The following is a 20,484-nucleotide window of genomic DNA, read 5'->3' on the forward strand; positions in this document are numbered from 1 at the left end:
AGCAAAAGCTGATCAATACCGTCTTGAGAAAGGTATGAACGGGACTACTTTACTCTGAAGTTTACTTTAAATCTAAGATTACTGTCAACCGCAGAACCATTGAAGCTGGCGGGTTGCCAATTCTGATATAATTTGAGCACTCGAATGGCCTCATTATCGAAAGCTTGCCCCATTGATTTTCTAATCTTGAAATTCTCGGCTTTACCCTCTTTGTTGATAGTCCAGAAAACCTCCACATAACCTTCTAGAGATTTCTTTTCTTCAGATGCCTCATTGATACCAACACCAATTGGGTCTGCCGGATACTTTAATTCCCTATCAACGAACGCTCTAAACGTTTGAAAATCAGGAAGTGGCCTCGCCTCCACAATCACATCTTCTGCTTTGATGCTATCAGCATCATCCACCACCTTCACAGGTACGGTTACCTTTTTAGGTTTTTTTGTCTGCGGTGGTACAGGCGGTGGCGTGGTGGAAGCCAAAGTATCAACGATGGCTTCTTCAACTTCTGAAATAGAGTCATTCAAGGCAGGTACTAGCTCCTCTTGCACCTGTGGCTCAGGTTGAGGTGAAGCCTCCGTAGTACTACTTTTTAGTAAATCCGTATTTGTAGCCACCACAACAGCAGCCGTAACCACCACTGTGGAGGTGCCTGCCACAACCGCTGCGCTCGCTTTCGTACCTAACTTGAGTATGGCAGATCCTAATTTGAATCCTGCCCATATAGACGCACCCTTGACTACATTATCAAAGTTCATGTGCGCTTTGATATCACTGGGTGATAATTTCTTTGCCTTATTTACAAAATTGTATTTCACGATGTTCTTCGCTTAAAATGCTTTTTCAACCTCTTCAAAATTCTGTAAGTACGGGTTTTGGCATTGCCTTCCGTAATGTCCAGAATATATCCTATCTCCGCAAAGCTCTTTCCTTCGAAGAACCTGAGTTCTATCAACTCAAGTTCCGCTGGTTTCAACTTCTCCAACACCTCTGGTAACATTGTTAACCAAAGTTCCTTTTCATTCTCATCTATTTCTATCTCAAACACAATGTCATGAGAAACATAGTTCTCAAGAGAAACATATCGTTGTTTCTTCTGTGACCTGAAATAGTCATAACAACTGTTCAGCGCAATCCTGGCCAGCCAAGCTGACAAGGGGTAGCCTTGATATTTATAATCATCCAAATGAGATAATGCCTTGCCGAAAGCCTCGGAAGTAATATCTCCTGCCAAGTCCACATCCTGAACCCTTGAAAACACCAATCGATAAACCTGTTCAAAGTATTTCTTGTAAAGCGGCTCAAAAAAACGCTTATCTCCTTTCGCTTTTTCAATCAGCTCAATCTCAGTATACTCTGATATGTTCGATTTGGTCAAGATCACTCTAGGTTATGACTGTGGCATTGGATAATTTGGACTTAAAACGCTTTCACAACTAAAAGGAACACGGCAAGCTAATATTTTTGAATCAATTACGTAACCTATTACATAACTAATTCAGCGTAAAGCACTTTGCCAAAGATTGCTCAAAGTTTAAACCAATTTCCATTTATTCGTGTTGACAAGGGACTTATGAAGGGATACAGATTTTCGAAATTCATTCCTCAGAAAGCACAGGGAGAATCCGCTTTCGACAATCTTTTAAACATATTTCTCCAACTCATCAGTATTACGGGCGGAGATGTCTCAGAAGCACTTTCCTGGCTGACAAATGTTGACAAACAGTATAACATCACTGACGGCCAGTATGGCATTGGTGACTTCATTGAAGATTTAAAGGACAAGGGCTATATCACTGAGGAAAATCAGGATGGCAAGTTTGAAGTGACTGGAAAAACCGGACAGGAGATTAGAAAATCATCTCTGGAAGAAATCTTTGGAAAGCTGAAAAAAGCGGGCAAAGGCCAGCATAAAACAAACTTTTCAGGTACTGGTGATGAATCTGGAACCGACAGAAGGCCTTTTGAATTTGGCGATTCAATCCAACAAATTGCCATGACAGATTCCATCAGAAATGCTCAAATCAATCATGGCTTTGGCGATTTTATGATGACCGAAAACGACTTGGAGGTCATTGAAACTGAGTACAAAACCCAAACCTCCACAGTACTCATGATTGATATCTCTCACTCTATGATCTTATATGGTGAGGACAGAATTACTCCTGCTAAGAAAGTCGCCATGGCACTAGCAGAGTTAATCACAACAAAGTATCCCAAGGATACCCTTGATGTTATTGTTTTTGGTAATGATGCTTGGCAAATAGAAATCAAGGACCTGCCCTACTTACAGGTAGGACCTTACCATACCAATACCATATCAGGTCTTGAATTGGCTATGGATATTCTTAGAAGGAGAAAAAATGCCAACAAGCAAATTTTCATGATTACCGATGGCAAGCCCACCTGTATGAAAGTGGGGATTAAATACTATAAGAATGCCTTTGGATTAGACCCAAAAATCTTAAATAAGACATTGAACCTGGCCACTCAATGCAGAAGGTTGAATATTCCTGTTACCACATTTATGATTGCCTCGGACCCATACCTGAAGCAGTTTGTTCAGGAGTTTACCACAGCCAACAATGGCAATGCTTACTACAGCAGCCTAAAAGGCCTAGGCCACTTAATATTTGAAGACTACAAACGCAATCGCAGAAAAAGATTCTAGCATGAATTATAAAGAATTGACAACAGATCAATTACTCTCCATAAACACACTAAAAGGGCTGAAAGCAGCCGGTTACCAGAGCAAATCGATTAAAGATGAGCTTCGCGATAACCTAATCGTCAAGCTTGAAAATAGAGAACCTACTTTCGAAGGTATCTGGGGTTACGAAGACACCGTTATTCCCGATATCGAGCGTGCCATTCTTTCTAAGCACAATATGAATTTATTGGGTCTTAGGGGTCAGGCCAAAACCAGGATCGCAAGACAAATGACTGAGCTGCTGGACGAGTACGTGCCATTTATTGCAGGTTCAGAGTTGAACGATGACCCGATGCACCCGATTACACGTTTTGGTGTTGATACACTGGAGGAAAAGGGTGACGACACGCCTATCGCTTGGTTACACCGTTCCGATCGCTATGCCGAAAAACTCGCAACACCTGATGTCTCAATTGCTGACCTCATTGGTGACGTTGACCCGATCAAAGCCGCTACACTGAAGCTACCTTATTCCGATGAGCGCGTGATTCATTATGGTCTGGTTCCACGATCCCATAGAAGTATTTTTGTAATCAACGAACTTCCTGATCTTCAAGCAAGAATTCAAGTTGCCTTATTCAATATTCTGCAGGAAGGGGACATTCAAATCCGTGGCTTTAAGCTTAGAATGCCATTAGACATTCAATTCGTTTTTACTGCAAATCCAGAAGACTATACCAACCGTGGCAGTATTGTGACTCCACTAAAGGATAGAATTGATAGCCAAATCATCACCCACTATCCAAAAACACGTGATATCAGCAAGCAAATCACGACTCAGGAAGCGGACATTAAAGACAATCAAAAAGGTAAAGTCATCATCAACGAGATTGCTCAAGATTTAATCGAGCAAATCGCGATCGAAGCACGCGATAGTGAATATGTGGATGAAAAGAGTGGAGTTTCAGCCCGTTTGACAATTTCGGCTTACGAAAACTTGATCAGTGCTGCGGAAAGAAGAGCCATCATTAACAAAGAAAAGCAGACCTATATAAGAGTTTCAGACTTCGTGGGTGTCATTCCTGCCATCACAGGAAAGGTTGAATTGGTTTATGAAGGTGAACAAGAAGGTGCAGGAATTGTAGCACACAACCTGGTAGGCAAAGCCGTGAGAACCATGTTCACGGACTACTTTCCACAACCGGATGACAAGTCAAAGGACAAATCAGAAAACCCCTATAAATCAATAATTAGCTGGTTTGGAGAAGGCTATACCTTAGATCTCATCAATGACCTTCAAGTCACCGACTACGAAGCGGGATTGAATGCTGTGCCTGGCCTTAGTGATTTGGTCAAATCTAAACATCCAAAAGTCAGTAAACATGAACATCTGTTTCTAATGGAGTTTGTACTTCATGGGCTGGCCGAATATAGCAAGCTTAGTAAAACCGCATTAGATACAGGGACAAGGTTCAAGGATCTATTAAGCAGCATGTTTTCCATGCCCGACCTGGACGATCTAACCGAAGACGATTTGGAGTAATAGAACAACCTGAGACGCAATGGACATCGCTACTGTACAACGGTTAGTGGCTAAGGGAGAGGGGCAAAGAATTGAGTTCAAAAAGAAGGTCAATTTTCCAGAAAAGATAATCAAAGAAGTAGTTGCTTTTGCCAACACACATGGCGGCAAGTTACTGTTAGGAATTGACGATGATGGAACCATTTCTGGAACAAGAAACATCGAAGGAGAAGTTTTCCTCTTGGAGGACACCATAAAAAAACTGGTTGATCCGTCTTTGGACTATGAAGTTGATATACTGAAAATCAACCAAAAAAAAGGAGTAGCTATTTTTAATATTCCTGAAGGTTCCGACAAACCATATGGTGTCAAGGAGCATGCGAAGGCCGATCACGGCACAGTTTTCGTAAGATCAGGTGATGAGAGTATTAAAGCTTCTAAAGAGATGAGACAAATTCTCAGAAGACGCAATAATGAACGTGACGAACGTTTCAACTATGGCGAAAAAGAAAAAGTCTTGATGCAGATGATTGATGAAAATCAATTCGTTACGCTCGAGGAGTTTGCCAATAGAGCCGAAATACCAAAGTTCATGGCCTCAAAGACCTTGGTTAAACTGGTTTTGGCCAATTTATTAGACATTAAACCTCAAGCTGGCTGTGACCAGTACTTTATAAAAGAGTAGACATTATGCGCACTTTAAGAATTTTCACTTGCTTATTGACGATAGCATTGATAACGGGTTTTCAGGCTGAAGCCCAGCGAAAAAAACGAAAGAAGCATGACCCTGAAAAGGCTCAGGAGACCATTGCCGAATTCGAAAAAGTGAACGCTGGAATTGACACTTATTTTTCGTCCGCTTATGGATATGCTGTTTTTCCGTCTATAGGAAAAGGCGCCATTGGTATTGGGGGTGCAGCAGGTAAAGGAGTTGTTTATAAAGGTGGTGCCGTTAGCGGTGGCGTCAACATGACTCAAATCTCTATTGGTTTTCAATTTGGTGGCCAGGCCTACAGCGAGGTAATCTTCTTTGAAGATGCTGATGCTTACAACCGATTCGTGGAAAATCAATTTCAGTTTGCAGCACAAGCTTCTGCCGTTGCCTTAAAATCCGGTATTTCGGTCGATGCCAAGTATACTGATGGGGTTGCCGTATTTACAATGGCGAAAGGTGGCTTAATGTATGAAGCCTCCGTTGGTGGACAAAGGTTCAAATATGTTCCTCCAAGGAAGATGAAGTAGTATTTTTCAAACTTCTTAAAAGAATCTAGCTGTTAGTTCTATTGCTAGACCTCTTTAAGTCAAAAATATTCTAATTTTAGTACGAATAAGCAAATCAGACTTCGCTCTAAGATGAAGAATTACCTATCAAGAATCCCTATTCTGCTCCTTGTCCTATTGCCTTTATCATTAACAGCGCAGAATGGCAATAGCAACTCCGAATCCGCAATAAAAATTGGCAGAGACCTTCTCAGTGTCAGACAATATGATTCAGCAATTGTATACTTCGAAAAAGCAATTGAACTAGCCTCCGTTGAAAAAGACAGTTGGACCAAAACAATAGCTCAATCAGAACTTGGTCGTGCATGGATAGCAACTTCCAAGTACGATAAAGCTCTAGAGATATCTAACAGTATATTGAGTAACGAGAAAGCAGCAATAAGAGCACGGGTCTTGTCACATCAAAATATAGCAAATTTCCATGGGCGCAACTTGCAAGACCCTAAGAAAGAAGCCTTCCACAATCACCAAGCCCTCAAAACTGCCGCAGATCAAAAGTCGGTTCGCTTTGAAAATCCAACATTAAATGATTCAATAGATTTGAGCAACCGAATGTTGGCACTTGAAGTCTTGGGTGAAATGCATAGAGAAAGACAGACTTTTGATTCAGCACAATACTACGTGGAGGTTTTGATCGACATGTCGGAAAAGATGAGGCCACAAAATGATTTTATGCTAGCCTTACATAAAAGTCAATTGGCAAACATCTTCATTAATCAGCGTAAAGTAAAAGAGGCAAAGAACGAGCTTTTAAGTACACTACCAATTATTGAACGGATTTCACCACAAGATCAAAGAGAACATAATCTTATTTCAGGTTTCTATAGTCGATTAGGAGTCACCTATAATTGGGAAGGCAAGAAAGATTCATCATTACTCGCTAAAGAGAAACAAGAATTGTTCTTGCTCTCTGCACCCCTTTTAGATTCCCTATCATTGGCCCAAATGCTCTCTTTCATTAGTGTGGATCATTTTGACTTAGGAAATATGAACGCTGCGATGGATTATAGAGAGAAGTCCATGACGTTAAAAAAGAAACTATTGGGACCTGACCACCCAGAAATGGCGGTTGGTTATAAGTTACTGGGCCTCTATGGACTCCGTCAAAGCGATAGGAGAAATGATGCAGTAGAATATTTCAGAGAGTGCCTCAGAATTAACCTAAAGCTATATGGGAAATATGACAGGCGCACTGTCGATGCTTTGCATCATTTGGCTTATGGTCTCAATATACTGGAAAACTATGAGGAGTCACTTACAACGAGTAAGGAGTCACTTGCCATAAACAAAAGGATAAAAGGTAGTGATTTTATGACTGCCGCTATTTATACATCTATCGCTTTCAACTTAACACAACTCAAGCGATTTGAAGAATCAATAGCCGTGTATCGAGATATGATTAGTCTGATAAAAACTTCAAAAGAGGACTTATCTGTGTTGAATATAAATTCAAGGACAGGTTTAGCACTAATCCACGAAGAACTTGAGGAGTATGATAAGGCTGAAAAATATCTCCGCGAAGCTGCAGAAGAGTGCATAAAACTCTATGGGCCAGAACATAGAAGGCTCATCAACATCTACTACAACACATCCAACATCCTCGAAAAACAAGGACTCATTGAGGAATCCTTAGAGTTTACTAAAAAATCGCTTGAGCTTAACCTCTACAATAGGGACCTTCTGAAATCAGAAGGAATTCCCTTGAATTTATTAGCGAAACAATCAGACACTTACGCGCTGACTCATAGGCATCGGACCCTTCTTTTTTATCAAAAAGGACTAAGGCAAGAGAGGCCAGATTTCGGAGAGTTCTGGAAATCATTTGACATCTCTCTTCAATTATTGAACGAATTGATGAATGAAACCCTGAATAGTTCTGATTTAATCTCCCTTCAAACAGCAAATAAGAATCTATATTCTTTAGGCATGAATGTTCTATGGCTTTCCGATAGTAGTTCGTCACAAACGGATAATACCCATAGGATGTGGCAATTTTCTGAATCATCAAAAGGAGTCACGCAGAAACTAAATGAGAAGAAGAGGCAAACTAGTTATCCTTTAAAGAGTACTGACAGTATTCTTGAAGAGCAAAAAAGGTCAATGGATAAAATCTCTTATTACAAGTCATTAGTTATTAACGGAAATGAACATGATTCCGTTAGGGCAGGATTATTTCAAGCACTCGAAGCCAAGAAGGAATCAGAACGCAAACTAAAGACACAATATCCAAAGGACTACTCACTCTCGCATATCGAAGATGATATTTCATTTGATGAACTCACTGGGTTTTTGGGGAAGACTAATAACATATTAGATTATTTCATTTCGGAAGAGAACATTTATGCATTTCTAATTAATAATAATGGTCTCCGCTCATTTAAATTTGATTGGTCCGAAGAACTCCAAAATGATATAATCAGTTTTAAGAAAGCTTTGGTAAACGACTCTACGGACCTTTTCAGATCCTCAAGTCATCAGATCTATACTCAAATCTTTGAGCCTGTAGAACCTTATATAGATGGAAGTAATCTGATCATAATACCTGATAAGGACCTTTGGAATTTGAACTTTGATTTGTTGTTAACAAACCCAGGTAGTAATGAGATGATTAGAAAAGACTATCTCATTCAAAAATATGCTATCAGTTATAGTCATTCTACGGGCTTATTGTTGAATAGTAACGACAAAAGTAAATCCCGAAATCAGGTACTAGCCTTTTCCTATGCTGACAATGATCAATCAATGCTTCAAATTGATAATATGAGGGATGCACCTAAGAATAACCTTCCTGGAACCGCTAGAGAATTAAAAATCCTGGAGAATTCATTGAGTGGGAAGTTCTACTATGGTGAGGAAGCTAGTGAATCTCAATTCAAAGAATCTGCATCCAATTACGCAATACTACATATGGCGTTGCATGGGGAAGTCGATGGTAAAGATCCTGATAATTCAAAGCTATACTTCACAGGTAATCAGGAACCTGAAGAGCAAGGTGAGGATAATGCACTACACACTTTCGAATTATATAATATAGAACTAAATGCGGAACTGGCAGTACTCAGTGCCTGTAATACAGGGAACGGAAAAATAAATGATGGCGAAGGGGTTATGAGCCTTGGAAAAGCATTCCGATATGCTGGTGTCAATAGTGTGCTGTTGAGCCAATGGGAAGTGTCAGATGCAACAACGCCAGAAATTATGGAAGGCTTTTACAAGCACTTGCAAGACGGGAAAAGCAAGTCTGAAGCGCTGAGACAAGCCAAGCTAGAATTTCTCGATAATGCCAATAATATCACAGCAAACCCCTATTACTGGGGGAGCTTTTTTATCATTGGGAATCCTGACCCTATTGATCTTACACCAAGAAGTAATCAATGGTATTGGTTAGTCGGTCTTGTTTTACTGGGAGTCATATTAGTTTCAAGAAAAAGATTCTCAGGAGCGACAAGTTGAGCAGCTACTACTAAGAGCAAACAATCGTAGAGGGATTACCTGAAAAGTTTCTCTTGGAGTTCTATTGCCTCCTCATATTTGAACTGACCGGGTGATATCCCTTTTAGGGCATTGAGAGCACTGTCGATATCTCCATTTTGCCAATGTGCTAATCCCAGGTACCATTGGGTTTGTTGGTAAAATTTGTTTGATTTATCGGTTCCGATGGTCTCGAAAATCAAGATTGCTTCTTTGGGTTTTTCAATAGCCAGCGCACTAATAGCCAGGTAGAACTTCACTTCATCGGTAAGTCCCTCTATATTCTCCAAGAGTGTATAAGCCTTTTGATAATTTCTTAAAGAATATGCCTCCAAACCATCAGAATAGTTCGTTGAATCAGAATCTCTATAGGTCAAGAGTTGATCGAAATGGTCAAAATAATCCGAAAAAACCGGTGGTTTATTAATACGCTGCCAAATTAGTGTTCCGAAAACTCCTATCAACACAACTGAGGCAGCAATGGCCAGCCACCTTCTGGAGGATGGTACTTGTTTTACCTGCGTAACCAAATGCTCGTGAGAATCTTGCAACTGGGCTTTGAGTGCCGCTCCTTCTAGCTGCACAATGGTATCATTGTAGTTGTCAACCGCCTTTTTTAATTCATCGGTAGACAAAGGACTACCATCCGAATAACAAACTTCTTTGGCCGGAATTTCATCCGCCAGATATCGTTCGAGCAACGCTATGTCTACAACTTTACTCAATGGCAAAATCAGTTCGTTTTAACCTATTTTCATTAACAAAGGAAATCAGTCTTTGCATACAGCGGTATTTCTTGTTTCTAGCAGCCTCATTGCTTCCTAACTTGTAAGTCTCCATGAGTACTTCCATAGTCTTATTATGATAGTAAAAGTCCATCAGTAACTTCTTACAAGCCTCCCCTATTTGTTCCAGTGCCTCCCTCATTGTGAGCTGAGCACTTTGAATAATTGTCTCCTCATCAAAACTATAGCTCTCCTCAACCTCTATCTTAGATAGGTCAAAACGACTTTTTCTAAGTTTTTTTAGCCAAAGGTTGCGAGCAACGGCATATAGATAAGTACCAATACTACTTTGACCCAGAAACTTGTTCGTTCTTACTTTTTGATAGAAAATAACCATAGCATCCTGAAAAACGTCTGCTGCATCCGCTTCAGAACCGTTGTTTTTCAAAACATATTGGGCAATTAAAGGGTACTGCTGACCGTAAAGCCAGGACAGAACATGGTCTCTAAAAGTGGGATCACCGACCTGCACAGCCTGAATGATATCTCCATCTGAATATTGCTTACTCAATGCTTGAATCTTTTGAAGCTTGAAACCAAACCCTCATTGCTAAAATATAAAAAACCTTCTCGAAAGAAGGTTCTTTGTTGGGATAGAAAACATTTGTCCTTGTCAGGAGCTGAGTTTATTTATAGGTAACAGCGGTACCACTAGCGGTGACCATGAGCATACTGCTTGATTGCCCAATGGTCTCATAATCCAAATCAATGCCCACTACAGCATTAGCACCCAGCCCCTTGGCATGATGCTCTAATTCCATCATAGCATTTTCTTTTGCTTCGCGAAGAACTCGTTCGTAAGAACCCGAGCGACCACCAACTAGGTCAGTGATGCTAGCGAAAATATCTTTGAAGAGGTTGGCTCCGATGATCGCCTCTCCAGTAATTACACCATGATATTCGGTAATTGTAAAGCCCTCAATCGTATTAGTTGTTGTAAGTATCATTCAGTTTTTGATTTTAATAAGTGTTGGAGTAAAAACTCACTTCCTATTGTTCGTAAATCCACTAATTAGAGTTCCGTGCTGAGGATAAGCGGATGACAGAGCATCCCGATCGGCCAATTCGAAATCCTCAAATTCGAAACCAGGAGCTACAGTGCAACCAACCAAGATATAAGCATCTCTTTCTACTTCCGCAGCAAACCAAGTTCCCTTAGGGATAATGACTTGAAGAGATTCACCTGCTTCAAGGTCAGGTCCGATACGCTTAGATGTCAACTCTCCTTCTTCCGAAATCATATGAATTATAGCACCACCTCCTTGGTGATAATGCCAAATTTCATCCGATGCCAAACGGTGAAAATTAGAGACACTCTCAATGGTTAGTAAGAAGTATATAGAGGTTCCAAAAACTCTAGATGACCCATATCGGCTTGGAAGTTCAGTCCCTTCGATATGCTCCTTCGAGCGGTAGGTCTCGTTGAAATAGCCACCTTCAGGATGAGCCTGAAGTTTCAACTTCTCAATCCAATATTCGGCTGATTTCTCACTCATAGTGCATGCATTAATTCTAATAAGGCGAACTGATTTCTCGCTCGAATGAAGTTCTCATTTTCAAACGAAGTTTTATAGTAGATGTCTCCATTCAAGTAATCTGTCAAAAATCTAACGCCCATAGTAAAGGTCATGTATAACCCTCCAAATTCCAGGTTATCAATTTCGATCGAAGATAGTACATCACCAGTACCTTGAATAAAACCTCTTCGCAGTGCATTCAAATAGTCCTGCTGGATATGGATCTTATCTGAATCTACTTCATTTTCTGCTGTTGGTGAAAGTACGGTACGCATAAGATCACCATAGTCATAAAGCACAAAACCTGGTCCCAGCGTATCTAAATCTATAATATGCTCGAAATTTTGATCTGATTTTGAGAGGAGACAATTGTTGAGCTTAGTATCATTATGACACACTCTTAATGGGAGCCCCCTGTCTTTCAACTCGTTCATCTGATCAAGAATCCATCGGAAATTTTCAACCTTTTCGACCAAATCTCTGGATGTTTCCAAACGATTCACTGGGTCACTATCAACTGCCATCGCAAACTGGTCCAATCGCCAAGAAAGATCATGAAACTTGGGTATAGCCTCTTCAAATTGTGCTGGACAAAAGCTACTCATGTAGGCTGTAAGTATTCCAAAGCCTAGTGCCACACTCTCTACTTCTTTAAGTCTATGGGCAGTCTCTGGAGCATAGGCATTCGCTATAAAATCGGAAAGTCGCCAAAAGTCTCCTTCTACTTCAGCATGGAAAGCATTGTCAATGGTTTTGTAATGTCTTACAAACAGATTCGAAGTTCTACTAAGCAAAACTTGAAAGTTGGATTCAATTAATTGAGGAGACTGGAAAACCTGTTTGTTGATTCTTTGAAGCAAGTATTGCTTGTCGTGAGTCTTGACCAGATAGGAATCATTAATATGGCCTAAACCAAAAGGAGCAACCGACATGATTGCTCCCTTAATATTAAATGTCTGAAGTGCCTTTTGAGCGGCTTCCATTACTTTACTTCCTCCGGATAAACACCATCAGCAATCATTTGCTTAATACCATTGACTACATGAGGCTTGTCCTCTTGATAAGTAACTCCCAACCAAGAAGCAGAGGTAGGCTCCACTTTTACCGTAGCCTTGCCCTCTTTCATTAAGTTATCTACTTCTACAGGGATAAAGCATTCTGACTTTGGGTCTTCATTGTTCTGCTTTACAAAGTCGATGAACTTCTCTTCAAAATGATCTAAAACGGAAGTTGGGAAACCCCAAAAATTCATCGAAACATAGGTTTTTGGATCAAGTGTATGTCGCTGACCATTTTCCTCATAGGAAATCTCCTCACCATCCTTGCCGATTGAAAGTGTCTCTTTGATACCTGTAAGGTTCATGTTTTCATCCACTTGGCAAACACCACGATTCACAGTTCCGTGATCCGAAAGGGTATTCACCAACTCATAACCCATGATCAGGTATTCATTGCCCTTAAGTCTTTTGATGGCATCTACAGCCTCAACGAAAGATTCAGTTCCATAGTAATCATCGGCATTGATCACCAGAAATGGCTCATTGATCAGGTGCTTTGCAGCCAAAATCGCATGTGTCGTTCCCCAAGGTTTTTTGCGGTTTGCCTCGTATTTAGCTGTGTGTTCTGTATACTCATTCTGGAAAGCATATTCCATTTTGATCTTACCCTTAAAGCGATCGGCATAATGTGTCTCAAAAGCTTCTTTCAAGTCTGTTCTTATAATGAATACCACTTTTGTAAATCCTGCATTAATAGCATCATGAATTGAGTAATCCATAATGATTTCGCCATTGGGTCCAATCCCGTCTAATTGCTTGTTTCCTCCATAGCGACTGCCCATACCTGCCGCTAAAACCACTAAAGTCAAATCCATAATGTCCTGCTAAAAATCTTTTTATATTGTTGGGTCGAAGTTGACGAAAAAGTTTCGACCAGTCAATCTAACAACGGATAAATATGAACCTCTCCTCTCTCGATTGGACCATCATCATCATATTCTTTGCTGTCTTCTTGGTTATCGGTGTTATGGTGTCCAAAAAAGCAGGCTCCAGTTCCAAAGAATTCTTCCTTTCTGGACGAAACATGCCATGGTGGCTACTGGGCGTATCCATGGTAGCGACCACCTTTTCTGCAGATACACCCAACCTTGTAACCGACATAGTAAGGCAAAACGGAGTTGCAGGAAACTGGACCTGGTGGGCCTTCTTGATTACGGGTATGTTCACCGTATTTATCTATGCCAAATTATGGAGGCGTTCCGGTGTCTTAACCGATCTCGAATTCTACGAAAAACGTTATAGTGGCAAAGAAGCTGCATTTTTGAGAGGATTCAGGGCCATCTACTTAGGTGTCTTCTTCAATGTAATGATCATGGCCACCGTATCATTGGCAGCCATCAAAATTGGGGAAGTCATGTTCGGCTTAGAGCCCTGGAAAACTGTCGTCTATGCCTCATTGATTACGGTTGCCTACAGTTCGCTTGGTGGCCTAAGAGGGGTTATTCTTACCGACTTCTTACAATTCATTGTGGCCATGGTGGGCTCAATTGCTGCTGCCATTTACATTGTGAACCTTCCAGAGGTGGGTGGACTTTCAGCACTCGTGGAGCGACCAGAAATTGTAAGTAAACTGAGCCTTATACCGGACATTAACAATCAGGAACTATTCATCACACTGCTGGTCATTCCAATTGCAGTCCAGTGGTGGAGTGTTTGGTATCCTGGTTCGGAACCAGGTGGCGGTGGCTATATTGCTCAAAGAATGTTATCGGCCAAAGACGAAAAAAACGCTGTTTCTGCTACTCTACTTTTCAACATTACACATTATGCACTAAGACCTTGGCCATGGATTCTAATCGCTTTAGCTTCATTAGTTGTCTATCCAGATTTAGCTTCCATTCGCGAGGCATTTCCCAATATTGCGGAAAGCAAGATGGGGCATGACTTGGGCTACTCCGCCATGCTTCTGACCTTACCAAAAGGACTTCTAGGGATCGTAATTGCTTCATTGATTGCTGCATTTATGTCTACAATTTCAACACATCTGAACTGGGGATCATCTTATGTGGCCTATGACTTCTATCAGAGATTTGTAAAACCAGAAGCTTCCGACAAGGAGCTTGTGAATGTGGGAAGAATCTCGACCGTGCTCCTGATGGTTTTGGCAGGGCTTTTCGCTCTGGCATTGACCAGCGCATATGATGCCTTCCAAATCCTGTTGTCTATAGGTGCCGGAACCGGCTCAATATTTCTATTGCGTTGGTTTTGGTGGCGGATCAACGCTTATTCAGAAATCACGGGAATGGTGGTATCATTTATTTTCGCCTTACTGCTCAATGAAAATATTGGACCAGAGTTCTTGACTTCCATTAAACCGGAATTCAAGTTGTTGCTAAGTGTAGGCGTTACTACCGTGGCTTGGGTTGTGGTGACACTTTTTACAAGACCTACTGATTATAATACGCTGGCGTCTTTCTTTAATTCAGTTAAGCCTTATGGTTCTGGTTGGAATGGTTTTAAAAAGATTGCCCAAAAGGAGAATCTACCATTGGAGTCTGGCACAGGCAAATCAAGTATAGATATTCTCGCGGTCTTCTTAGGCATAATTGTAGTCTATAGTGCGCTATTCTCTACAGGCATGTTTATTTATGGAAATCTTACCAATGGGGTCATCCTACTAGTCGTGGCGTTATCTGCTATATTAATGTTGAGAAATACCTGGAGAAAGATCAAATTCTAACTGAGTCTCGAGTAAATCCAAGTTATAGTCTATCACTAAAAGCTTCATTACCAGCAGGTTTAAAAAAGTCTTCCATTAACAGATTATTAAGCATCGATCAGACCTTTGTTTGAGTCGATTTTTTCATAACTTAATTCAACGTTCTATCAAATATTGATCACTACTCTATGCCGAGAGCTAAGAAGACCGAAAGGAAGATTTTTGTACTTGACACTTCCGTAATCCTATTTGAACACAATGCCATTATGAATTTTGAGGAGCACGATATTGGGCTCCCTATCACGGTTCTCGAAGAACTAGATCAATTCAAAAAAGGAAACGACACTAAAAACTTTGAAGCTCGAGAGTTTACTCGATTGCTGGATAAGCTGGCAAAAGATAAGTCCTTGCAAGACTGGATTCCATTAAACGGAAAAACGCGAGGCAGTTTTAAAGTAGTAATGGAGGCTGGCACAGGAGAAAGTGCTCTTGACGCCAACAGAGTCTTTGGTGAGAAAAAGAATGACCATAGGATCTTGAATGCAGCACTTCGCTTGCGCGAAGAAAATGCTGGTAGAAATGTGATTTTAGTTTCCAAAGACATTAACCTCAGGCTTAAAGCCAAATCCATGGGGCTGCCAGCCGAAGATTATGAGACTGGTAAAGTCAAGAGCGTGGACTCTTTAAGAAAAGGGGCTATTGAAATTGAAAAGGTCGATTCAGACATTATCAATCACCTTTATGAAAATGGCACCCTCCAGCCAAAAGAGGTTTTGAAGCGCAAAAAATCATTACCGAACCAATACTTTATCCTCAAGAGTGACAGGAATTCAATCCTCGCCTACCACAACTCTCAGGATGATGTTATTCAAAAAGTAGACAAACGTCCGGTTTCTGGTATCAAGCCTCGCAATGCGGAACAGACCTTTGCAATTCATGCCATTATGAATCCTGATGTCAAACTCGTTACCATTCAAGGTGTGGCGGGAACAGGAAAAACATTGCTCACGTTGGCTGGAGCATTAGAACAGCGAAGAGATTTTAAACAAATCTACCTTGCCAGGCCGATCGTCCCCCTAAGTAATAAAGACATTGGTTATCTGCCCGGGGATATCAAATCAAAGCTCAACCCCTATATGGAACCGCTTTGGGATAACCTGAAGTTCATCCAGAATCAGTACAAGGAAACAGATAAAGAATTCAAGGCCATCACTGAGATGGTGAATAAAGAGAAACTTTTGATTACGCCATTGGCCTATATCAGAGGTAGAAGTTTATCCAACATCTATTTTATCGTGGATGAGGCACAAAACCTCACGCCTCATGAAATTAAGACGGTGATCACTAGGGCTGGCGAGAATACTAAGATTGTTTTTACAGGCGATGTAAATCAGATTGATACACCATATCTAGATTCTCAATCTAACGGGCTTTCCTATTTGATTGATCGTGTGAAGGATCATCCATTGTATGCGCATATCACCTTGGAGAAAGGTGAGCGCTCAGAATTGGCCAACTTGGCTAATGAGATGTTGTAGTCTAGGAGAATCTTCTATTCGCGTAAGACCCTTCGTTCCTCAGGGAAAGAAGAATATGGCTAACAAACTTTTCAAAGTTTCAAACTAAAGGTCGTTCCTCTCGAGTTACTGACAACTGTGATATCTCCCTTGTGCGCCTTCATAATCTGTTTGGATAAACTAAGCCCTATGCCATTGCCTTGCTTCTTTGTGGTGAAGAAAGGAACAAAGACTTCGTTGATGATGTCTGCAGGTATACCTGGACCATTATCTGTTATTTCTAGATTAATGTGCTCAGCTTCTTCCTGAACGTTGATATCGATTTGCGCATCAGACTGACCTTCCATCGCTTCGGCCGCATTCTTTACCAGATTAATCAAGACCTGACTGATCAATTTCTCATCCGCCTGTACAAAAGCATCTTCTGGAATATCTGGCGACAGTTTGAGCTTCACCGAACCCAGTTCCGATTTAGAAATTTGAACCGTGTCGTGAATTAGAGAGAAGAGGTTAACGCTGGAAATTTCCGGCACAGGAGGCCTAGTATAGTCACGATAGGCCTGAACGAATCCAAGAAGTCCTTGTCCTCTTTTTTCAATTGCGACTATGCTTTTGAAAACATCTTCAAGATCATCTTTTTCAAACTGGTCTGCCCTAAGCTTACCCTCATCATCTTGCATAATCATCTTTATGGCCGTGGTGAGGGATACCACTGGCGTAACCGAGTTCATGATTTCATGGGTCAGCACCCTGATCAGCTTTTGCCAGGCGTCCATTTCACGCTCTTCGAGTTCGGCTGAAATATCTTGAAGGGAGATGAGTGTATAATCTTCTTCCGCTAGCTTAAACGATCGGCTAACAACGGCTAATTTTGTTTTTGATTCACTGGGTGAGAGTACAATTTTATCTCCTGTCTTAAGGGCCTTCAGTGCATTCCAGACACCCTCATCGTGATTGGCTAACTGATCAATTTTTCCTAAAGCAGGCACCCCAAACAGGTCTTGTGCCGCTGAATTCATCAAGTCAACTTTCCCATCAGTTTTGAAACTGATCAACCCGACAGAAACATGCTCATTCACCATCTGCAGGTACTGATATTGCTCCTCTCTTTCTAAAGTGAGTTTTTTGAAAGTTCTAAGCACATTGTTAAATGCCACCTTCAATTCGTCTTTACTTTGCCCCCATGCAAATTCGTTATAAGCCTTGTTGAAGTCTCGATTGTCAAAGGACTTAAAAAAGATGAGCAACTCATCTCTGGTTCTGTTGATGAAATAGAATAACAGAACCAGCTGCGCAATAGTCAACACGCCAAAGCCTAACGGGGACATGATAATCTCTGTCTTGAAATAAGACCAGACTGCAGCAAACATGGTCGCGGCAATCAAGATCAGTCGAACAGCAACCTGAACTGTGAACCTATTGAAAGCCATACTTTTCTAGTTTTCTATAGAGTGTTGTGCGACCTATTCCAAGCTCTTGAGCCACCTTACTCATATTACCTTCATTCTTCTTTATCACTTTCTCAATGGTGATTCGCTCGAGTTCTTCCAGGTTCGTGGTGGTGATAAAGTCGTCAGATCTCATCTGCTTTCTCAGATTAAAATCTTCCGGCATCAGGGTCACACCATCGCTCAAAATGACCGCTCGTTCCACCGCATGTTCCAGTTCTCTGATGTTACCTGGCCAATGATACTTCTTTAACTTTTCTAATGTGTTCGCACCCATTTTAGGTTGATCCTGAGCATACTTTTTACAGAACTTCGCCATAAAATGATCTACCATAGGAGCTATATCAGCCAAACGATCTCTTAAGGGGGGCAAGTCCAGTTCGATCGTGTTAAGTCTAAAGAATAAGTCTTCCCGAAACGCTCCGTTCTCAATCATCTGCTCCAACTTGGCATTAGTAGCCGCTATGATCCGCACATCAAACTGTCTTGGCTTGTTTTCACCTACTCGCGTCAACTCTCTATTTTGAATAACTGTCAGTAATTTCGACTGCATTTGTGGTGTGAGGTTTCCTATTTCATCGAGAAATATGGTTCCGCCATCGGCAGCTTCAAATCGGCCCATTCGGTCCTCTCTTGCATCGGTAAATGCACCTTTCTTATGGCCAAAAAGCTCAGACTCAAACAGGGATTCTGTGATTGACCCTAAATCAACAGACATGAAGACTTCACCAGCACGTGGCGACATTTCGTGAATGAGTTTTGCCATCAGGCCTTTACCCGTGCCATTTTCACCCAGCAATAATACATTGGCATCGGTTCGGCTCACTTTCTCAGCCATCTTCAACACCTGCTGCATTTCTGATGACTCGGCTATAACCTGATCTGATTTGGCTACTAAGTGCTGTTTTAGGCCTTGCTGTTTCGTCTCTAGTCTTTGAATTTCCTTTTCTGACCTAGCAAGTTTCAATGCATTACTTACTGAAACTTGAATCTTTTCATATTCCCACGGCTTAGTCACGAAATCAATAGCGCCTCTCTTCATTGCTTCCACTGCCAAAGTGATCTCTCCGTAGGCAGTAATAATGATAATCTTGACTTCGGGATGGGCACCGTTGAGTTTTGAAATCCATTCTAGACCTTCCTTTCCGTCATTCGCACCTGGAGAATAATTCATATCTAAGAGAAGTACTTCCACTTCACCTGACTTTAAAACCTCATCTGCCTTTTTAGGGTGGTCAACACAAGAAACCTTGCTGAACCTTTGCTTCAACACGATCTCACCTGTCAACAATACATCAGGATCATCATCAATGATTAGGATGTGGGCATTTTCCTTCTGCTTCATGGTGTCAAGTTTAAAAAATGTTCCTGAGCGGAACAGAAATCTGTTTCATATCGGAACAACATTTTGAGGCATAAGTTTTTAAATTTTTATAACTCTCTGTTTTTCTGTGCTTTACGATAATGGCACAAGGGTTGAAACTATGGTTTTCATGAGAAAGATTGCACTAACATTAACCATTCTAACACTCGCCTTAGCAGTGTTGCGCAGCCAAACGACAAACCCACTTTCAAGCAAAGCTGCACTCGAAGCTTACTTAGAAACCCAACAATTTTCGGGAGCAATACTCACAGTTGATAGTGAAAGCAACCAAATGATAGCTGCTACCGGTTTCGGAGATCTCGATAATACTAAATCTTTAGATCCGGACTCTCGCTTTAAGATCGCCTCAATCACCAAACTGTTCACCGCGGTCATCATTATGCAACTCATAGCAGAAGAAAAAATCGCCTTAAACACCAAGGTCGGCAGTCTATTACCTAATCTAGAAATTACGAATGCCCATCAAATCACGATTAAGCATTTGCTTCAACACACCACAGGATTAAAAAAAGAAAGTCACATATCTTACTTAAGCGCAAACAGTCCCGAAGAAAATATCTCAAAGTTTGCTTCTAAGAAGGCCAAGTTTGCACCCGGTGCCGACATCAACTATAATAATGTTGACTACCTCATTCTTGGCAAAGTCATAGAGCAGGTTGCGGGAAGGTCATACCTGACAGAACTCAACGAACGTATCATCACTCCTTTAGAAATGTCCAATACTGGATTATTAGTTGAGAAAGAATTACCCGCTGACGTAATCCCATCATTCGAAATCAAACGAGGTAGCAAGAAACCAGAACTCAACATTCATATTCAGAATTTTTGGGCAGCAGGCTCCATGTTCTCTACAGTGTCGGACTTGCTCAAATTCACTAAAGCCCTCAAGGGTGATTCCTTATTAGGCAAAGAAGCAAAAAAATCTCTCTTCGAATCAAAACCAAGTTTAGGTTATGCCGCCTTGGGTTGTTGGACTTTCAACTCACCTTTTATTACTGGCAAACCTAGAGTGATGGAGCGAAGAGGAGGCATAATGGGAAGCAATTCAGTACTCATAACCTCATTAGACGGACCTGAAACACTCATTGTCCTTAGTAATACTGACCAATTCGATCCCAATACTTTCGGTCAGTCGGACAATATGAAAGAGTACCTATTTAAAACATTATTCACAGTTAACGATTAAATTGAT

18 protein-coding genes are annotated in these 20,484 nt (G+C 41.1%); 8 read left to right on the forward strand and 10 right to left on the reverse strand.

Annotated elements, in window-relative coordinates; genetic code table 11:
- Positions 1 to 44: 44 nt before the first annotated feature.
- Entirely contained in the window at positions 45 to 818 is a 774-nt protein-coding gene (locus BFP97_RS13195) for an energy transducer TonB (protein ID WP_069842871.1), read from the reverse strand.
- Positions 815 to 1,378: an RNA polymerase sigma factor gene (locus BFP97_RS13200; RefSeq protein WP_170827465.1), complete on the reverse strand. Its 564-nt coding sequence runs from the start codon at positions 1,376 to 1,378 to the stop codon at positions 815 to 817. The genes BFP97_RS13195 and BFP97_RS13200 overlap by 4 nt, the downstream gene beginning before the upstream one ends.
- Positions 1,379 to 1,573: 195 nt before the next feature.
- Between BFP97_RS13200 and BFP97_RS13205 the strand changes: the two genes are divergently transcribed.
- The 5 genes from BFP97_RS13205 (at position 1,574) to BFP97_RS13225 (ending at position 8,906) form a co-directional block, all read left to right on the forward strand.
- On the forward strand, positions 1,574 to 2,671 hold the full coding sequence (locus BFP97_RS13205; RefSeq protein WP_069842873.1) for a vWA domain-containing protein: 1,098 nt from the start codon (positions 1,574 to 1,576) through the stop codon (positions 2,669 to 2,671).
- Position 2,672: 1 nt separating this feature from the next.
- Complete coding sequence (locus BFP97_RS13210; protein ID WP_069842874.1) at positions 2,673 to 4,193, forward strand: magnesium chelatase; 1,521 nt, start codon at positions 2,673 to 2,675, stop codon at positions 4,191 to 4,193.
- Between the two features lie 19 nt (positions 4,194 to 4,212).
- Positions 4,213 to 4,857, forward strand: a complete 645-nt coding sequence (locus BFP97_RS13215) for a helix-turn-helix domain-containing protein (protein ID WP_069842875.1) — start codon at positions 4,213 to 4,215, stop codon at positions 4,855 to 4,857.
- 5 nt (positions 4,858 to 4,862) lie between these two features.
- Complete coding sequence (locus BFP97_RS13220; protein ID WP_069842876.1) at positions 4,863 to 5,414, forward strand: YSC84-related protein; 552 nt, start codon at positions 4,863 to 4,865, stop codon at positions 5,412 to 5,414.
- Positions 5,415 to 5,525: 111 nt separating this feature from the next.
- A complete protein-coding gene (locus tag BFP97_RS13225) occupies positions 5,526 to 8,906 on the forward strand; it encodes a CHAT domain-containing protein (protein WP_069842877.1) in 3,381 nt (1,126 codons plus the stop codon).
- Between the two features lie 35 nt (positions 8,907 to 8,941).
- Here the strand turns inward: BFP97_RS13225 and BFP97_RS13230 are convergent, their stop codons facing one another.
- The 6 genes from BFP97_RS13230 to BFP97_RS13255 all read right to left on the reverse strand — a co-directional run bounded on the left by BFP97_RS13230 (position 8,942) and on the right by BFP97_RS13255 (position 13,099).
- A complete protein-coding gene (locus BFP97_RS13230) occupies positions 8,942 to 9,655 on the reverse strand; it encodes a tetratricopeptide repeat protein (protein ID WP_069842878.1) in 714 nt (237 codons plus the stop codon).
- Complete coding sequence (locus tag BFP97_RS13235; RefSeq protein WP_069842879.1) at positions 9,642 to 10,220, reverse strand: RNA polymerase sigma factor; 579 nt, start codon at positions 10,218 to 10,220, stop codon at positions 9,642 to 9,644. Before BFP97_RS13235 ends, BFP97_RS13230 begins: the two co-directional genes overlap by 14 nt.
- Positions 10,221 to 10,335: 115 nt before the next feature.
- Entirely contained in the window at positions 10,336 to 10,656 is a 321-nt protein-coding gene (locus BFP97_RS13240; RefSeq protein ID WP_069842880.1) for a heavy metal-binding domain-containing protein, read from the reverse strand.
- Positions 10,657 to 10,692: 36 nt separating this feature from the next.
- Positions 10,693 to 11,205, reverse strand: a complete 513-nt coding sequence (locus tag BFP97_RS13245; RefSeq protein ID WP_069842881.1) for a cupin domain-containing protein — start codon at positions 11,203 to 11,205, stop codon at positions 10,693 to 10,695.
- A complete protein-coding gene (locus BFP97_RS13250; RefSeq protein ID WP_069842882.1) occupies positions 11,202 to 12,209 on the reverse strand; it encodes a phosphotransferase enzyme family protein in 1,008 nt (335 codons plus the stop codon). Before BFP97_RS13250 ends, BFP97_RS13245 begins: the two co-directional genes overlap by 4 nt.
- Positions 12,209 to 13,099, reverse strand: coding sequence for an NDP-sugar synthase (locus BFP97_RS13255; protein WP_069842883.1), 891 nt, complete (start codon positions 13,097 to 13,099; stop codon positions 12,209 to 12,211). The genes BFP97_RS13250 and BFP97_RS13255 overlap by 1 nt, the downstream gene beginning before the upstream one ends.
- A gap of 83 nt (positions 13,100 to 13,182) precedes the next feature.
- Here BFP97_RS13255 and BFP97_RS13260 point away from each other — a divergent pair, with 83 nt between their 5' ends.
- Together BFP97_RS13260 and BFP97_RS13265 are read left to right on the forward strand one after the other, a co-directional pair.
- The gene (locus BFP97_RS13260) at positions 13,183 to 14,964 is read left to right on the forward strand and encodes a sodium:solute symporter family protein (RefSeq protein WP_069842884.1); all 1,782 of its coding nucleotides are present in this window, start codon (positions 13,183 to 13,185) and stop codon (positions 14,962 to 14,964) included.
- A gap of 167 nt (positions 14,965 to 15,131) precedes the next feature.
- Positions 15,132 to 16,481 (forward strand): PhoH family protein, encoded by a 1,350-nt coding sequence (locus BFP97_RS13265; RefSeq protein WP_069842885.1) that lies wholly within the window; start codon positions 15,132 to 15,134, stop codon positions 16,479 to 16,481.
- A 71-nt stretch (positions 16,482 to 16,552) separates the two neighbouring features.
- Here the strand turns inward: BFP97_RS13265 and BFP97_RS13270 are convergent, their stop codons facing one another.
- Positions 16,553 to 17,890: a sensor histidine kinase gene (locus BFP97_RS13270; protein ID WP_069842886.1), complete on the reverse strand. Its 1,338-nt coding sequence runs from the start codon at positions 17,888 to 17,890 to the stop codon at positions 16,553 to 16,555.
- Positions 17,877 to 19,253: a sigma-54-dependent transcriptional regulator gene (locus BFP97_RS13275; protein WP_069842887.1), complete on the reverse strand. Its 1,377-nt coding sequence runs from the start codon at positions 19,251 to 19,253 to the stop codon at positions 17,877 to 17,879. Before BFP97_RS13275 ends, BFP97_RS13270 begins: the two co-directional genes overlap by 14 nt.
- A gap of 148 nt (positions 19,254 to 19,401) precedes the next feature.
- Between BFP97_RS13275 and BFP97_RS13280 the strand changes: the two genes are divergently transcribed.
- Complete coding sequence (locus BFP97_RS13280) at positions 19,402 to 20,478, forward strand: serine hydrolase domain-containing protein (RefSeq protein ID WP_170827466.1); 1,077 nt, start codon at positions 19,402 to 19,404, stop codon at positions 20,476 to 20,478.
- Positions 20,479 to 20,484 lie beyond the last annotated feature (6 nt).

It is taken from the genome of Roseivirga sp. 4D4 (assembly GCF_001747095.1).
GTDB lineage: Bacteria > Bacteroidota > Bacteroidia > Cytophagales > Cyclobacteriaceae > Roseivirga.

Coding starts and splice junctions, on each gene's coding strand:
- BFP97_RS13270 (WP_069842886.1), bottom strand. CDS start 17,890: ATGGCTTTCAATAGGTTCACAGTTCAGGTTGCTGTTCGACTGATCTTG.
- BFP97_RS13250 (WP_069842882.1), bottom strand. CDS start 12,209: ATGGAAGCCGCTCAAAAGGCACTTCAGACATTTAATATTAAGGGAGCA.
- BFP97_RS13215 (WP_069842875.1), top strand. CDS start 4,213: ATGGACATCGCTACTGTACAACGGTTAGTGGCTAAGGGAGAGGGGCAA.
- BFP97_RS13280 (WP_170827466.1), top strand. CDS start 19,402: ATGAGAAAGATTGCACTAACATTAACCATTCTAACACTCGCCTTAGCA.
- BFP97_RS13225 (WP_069842877.1), top strand. CDS start 5,526: ATGAAGAATTACCTATCAAGAATCCCTATTCTGCTCCTTGTCCTATTG.
- BFP97_RS13245 (WP_069842881.1), bottom strand. CDS start 11,205: ATGAGTGAGAAATCAGCCGAATATTGGATTGAGAAGTTGAAACTTCAG.
- BFP97_RS13265 (WP_069842885.1), top strand. CDS start 15,132: ATGCCGAGAGCTAAGAAGACCGAAAGGAAGATTTTTGTACTTGACACT.
- BFP97_RS13220 (WP_069842876.1), top strand. CDS start 4,863: ATGCGCACTTTAAGAATTTTCACTTGCTTATTGACGATAGCATTGATA.
- BFP97_RS13260 (WP_069842884.1), top strand. CDS start 13,183: ATGAACCTCTCCTCTCTCGATTGGACCATCATCATCATATTCTTTGCT.
- BFP97_RS13275 (WP_069842887.1), bottom strand. CDS start 19,253: ATGAAGCAGAAGGAAAATGCCCACATCCTAATCATTGATGATGATCCT.
- BFP97_RS13240 (WP_069842880.1), bottom strand. CDS start 10,656: ATGATACTTACAACAACTAATACGATTGAGGGCTTTACAATTACCGAA.
- BFP97_RS13210 (WP_069842874.1), top strand. CDS start 2,673: ATGAATTATAAAGAATTGACAACAGATCAATTACTCTCCATAAACACA.
- BFP97_RS13255 (WP_069842883.1), bottom strand. CDS start 13,099: ATGGATTTGACTTTAGTGGTTTTAGCGGCAGGTATGGGCAGTCGCTAT.
- BFP97_RS13205 (WP_069842873.1), top strand. CDS start 1,574: ATGAAGGGATACAGATTTTCGAAATTCATTCCTCAGAAAGCACAGGGA.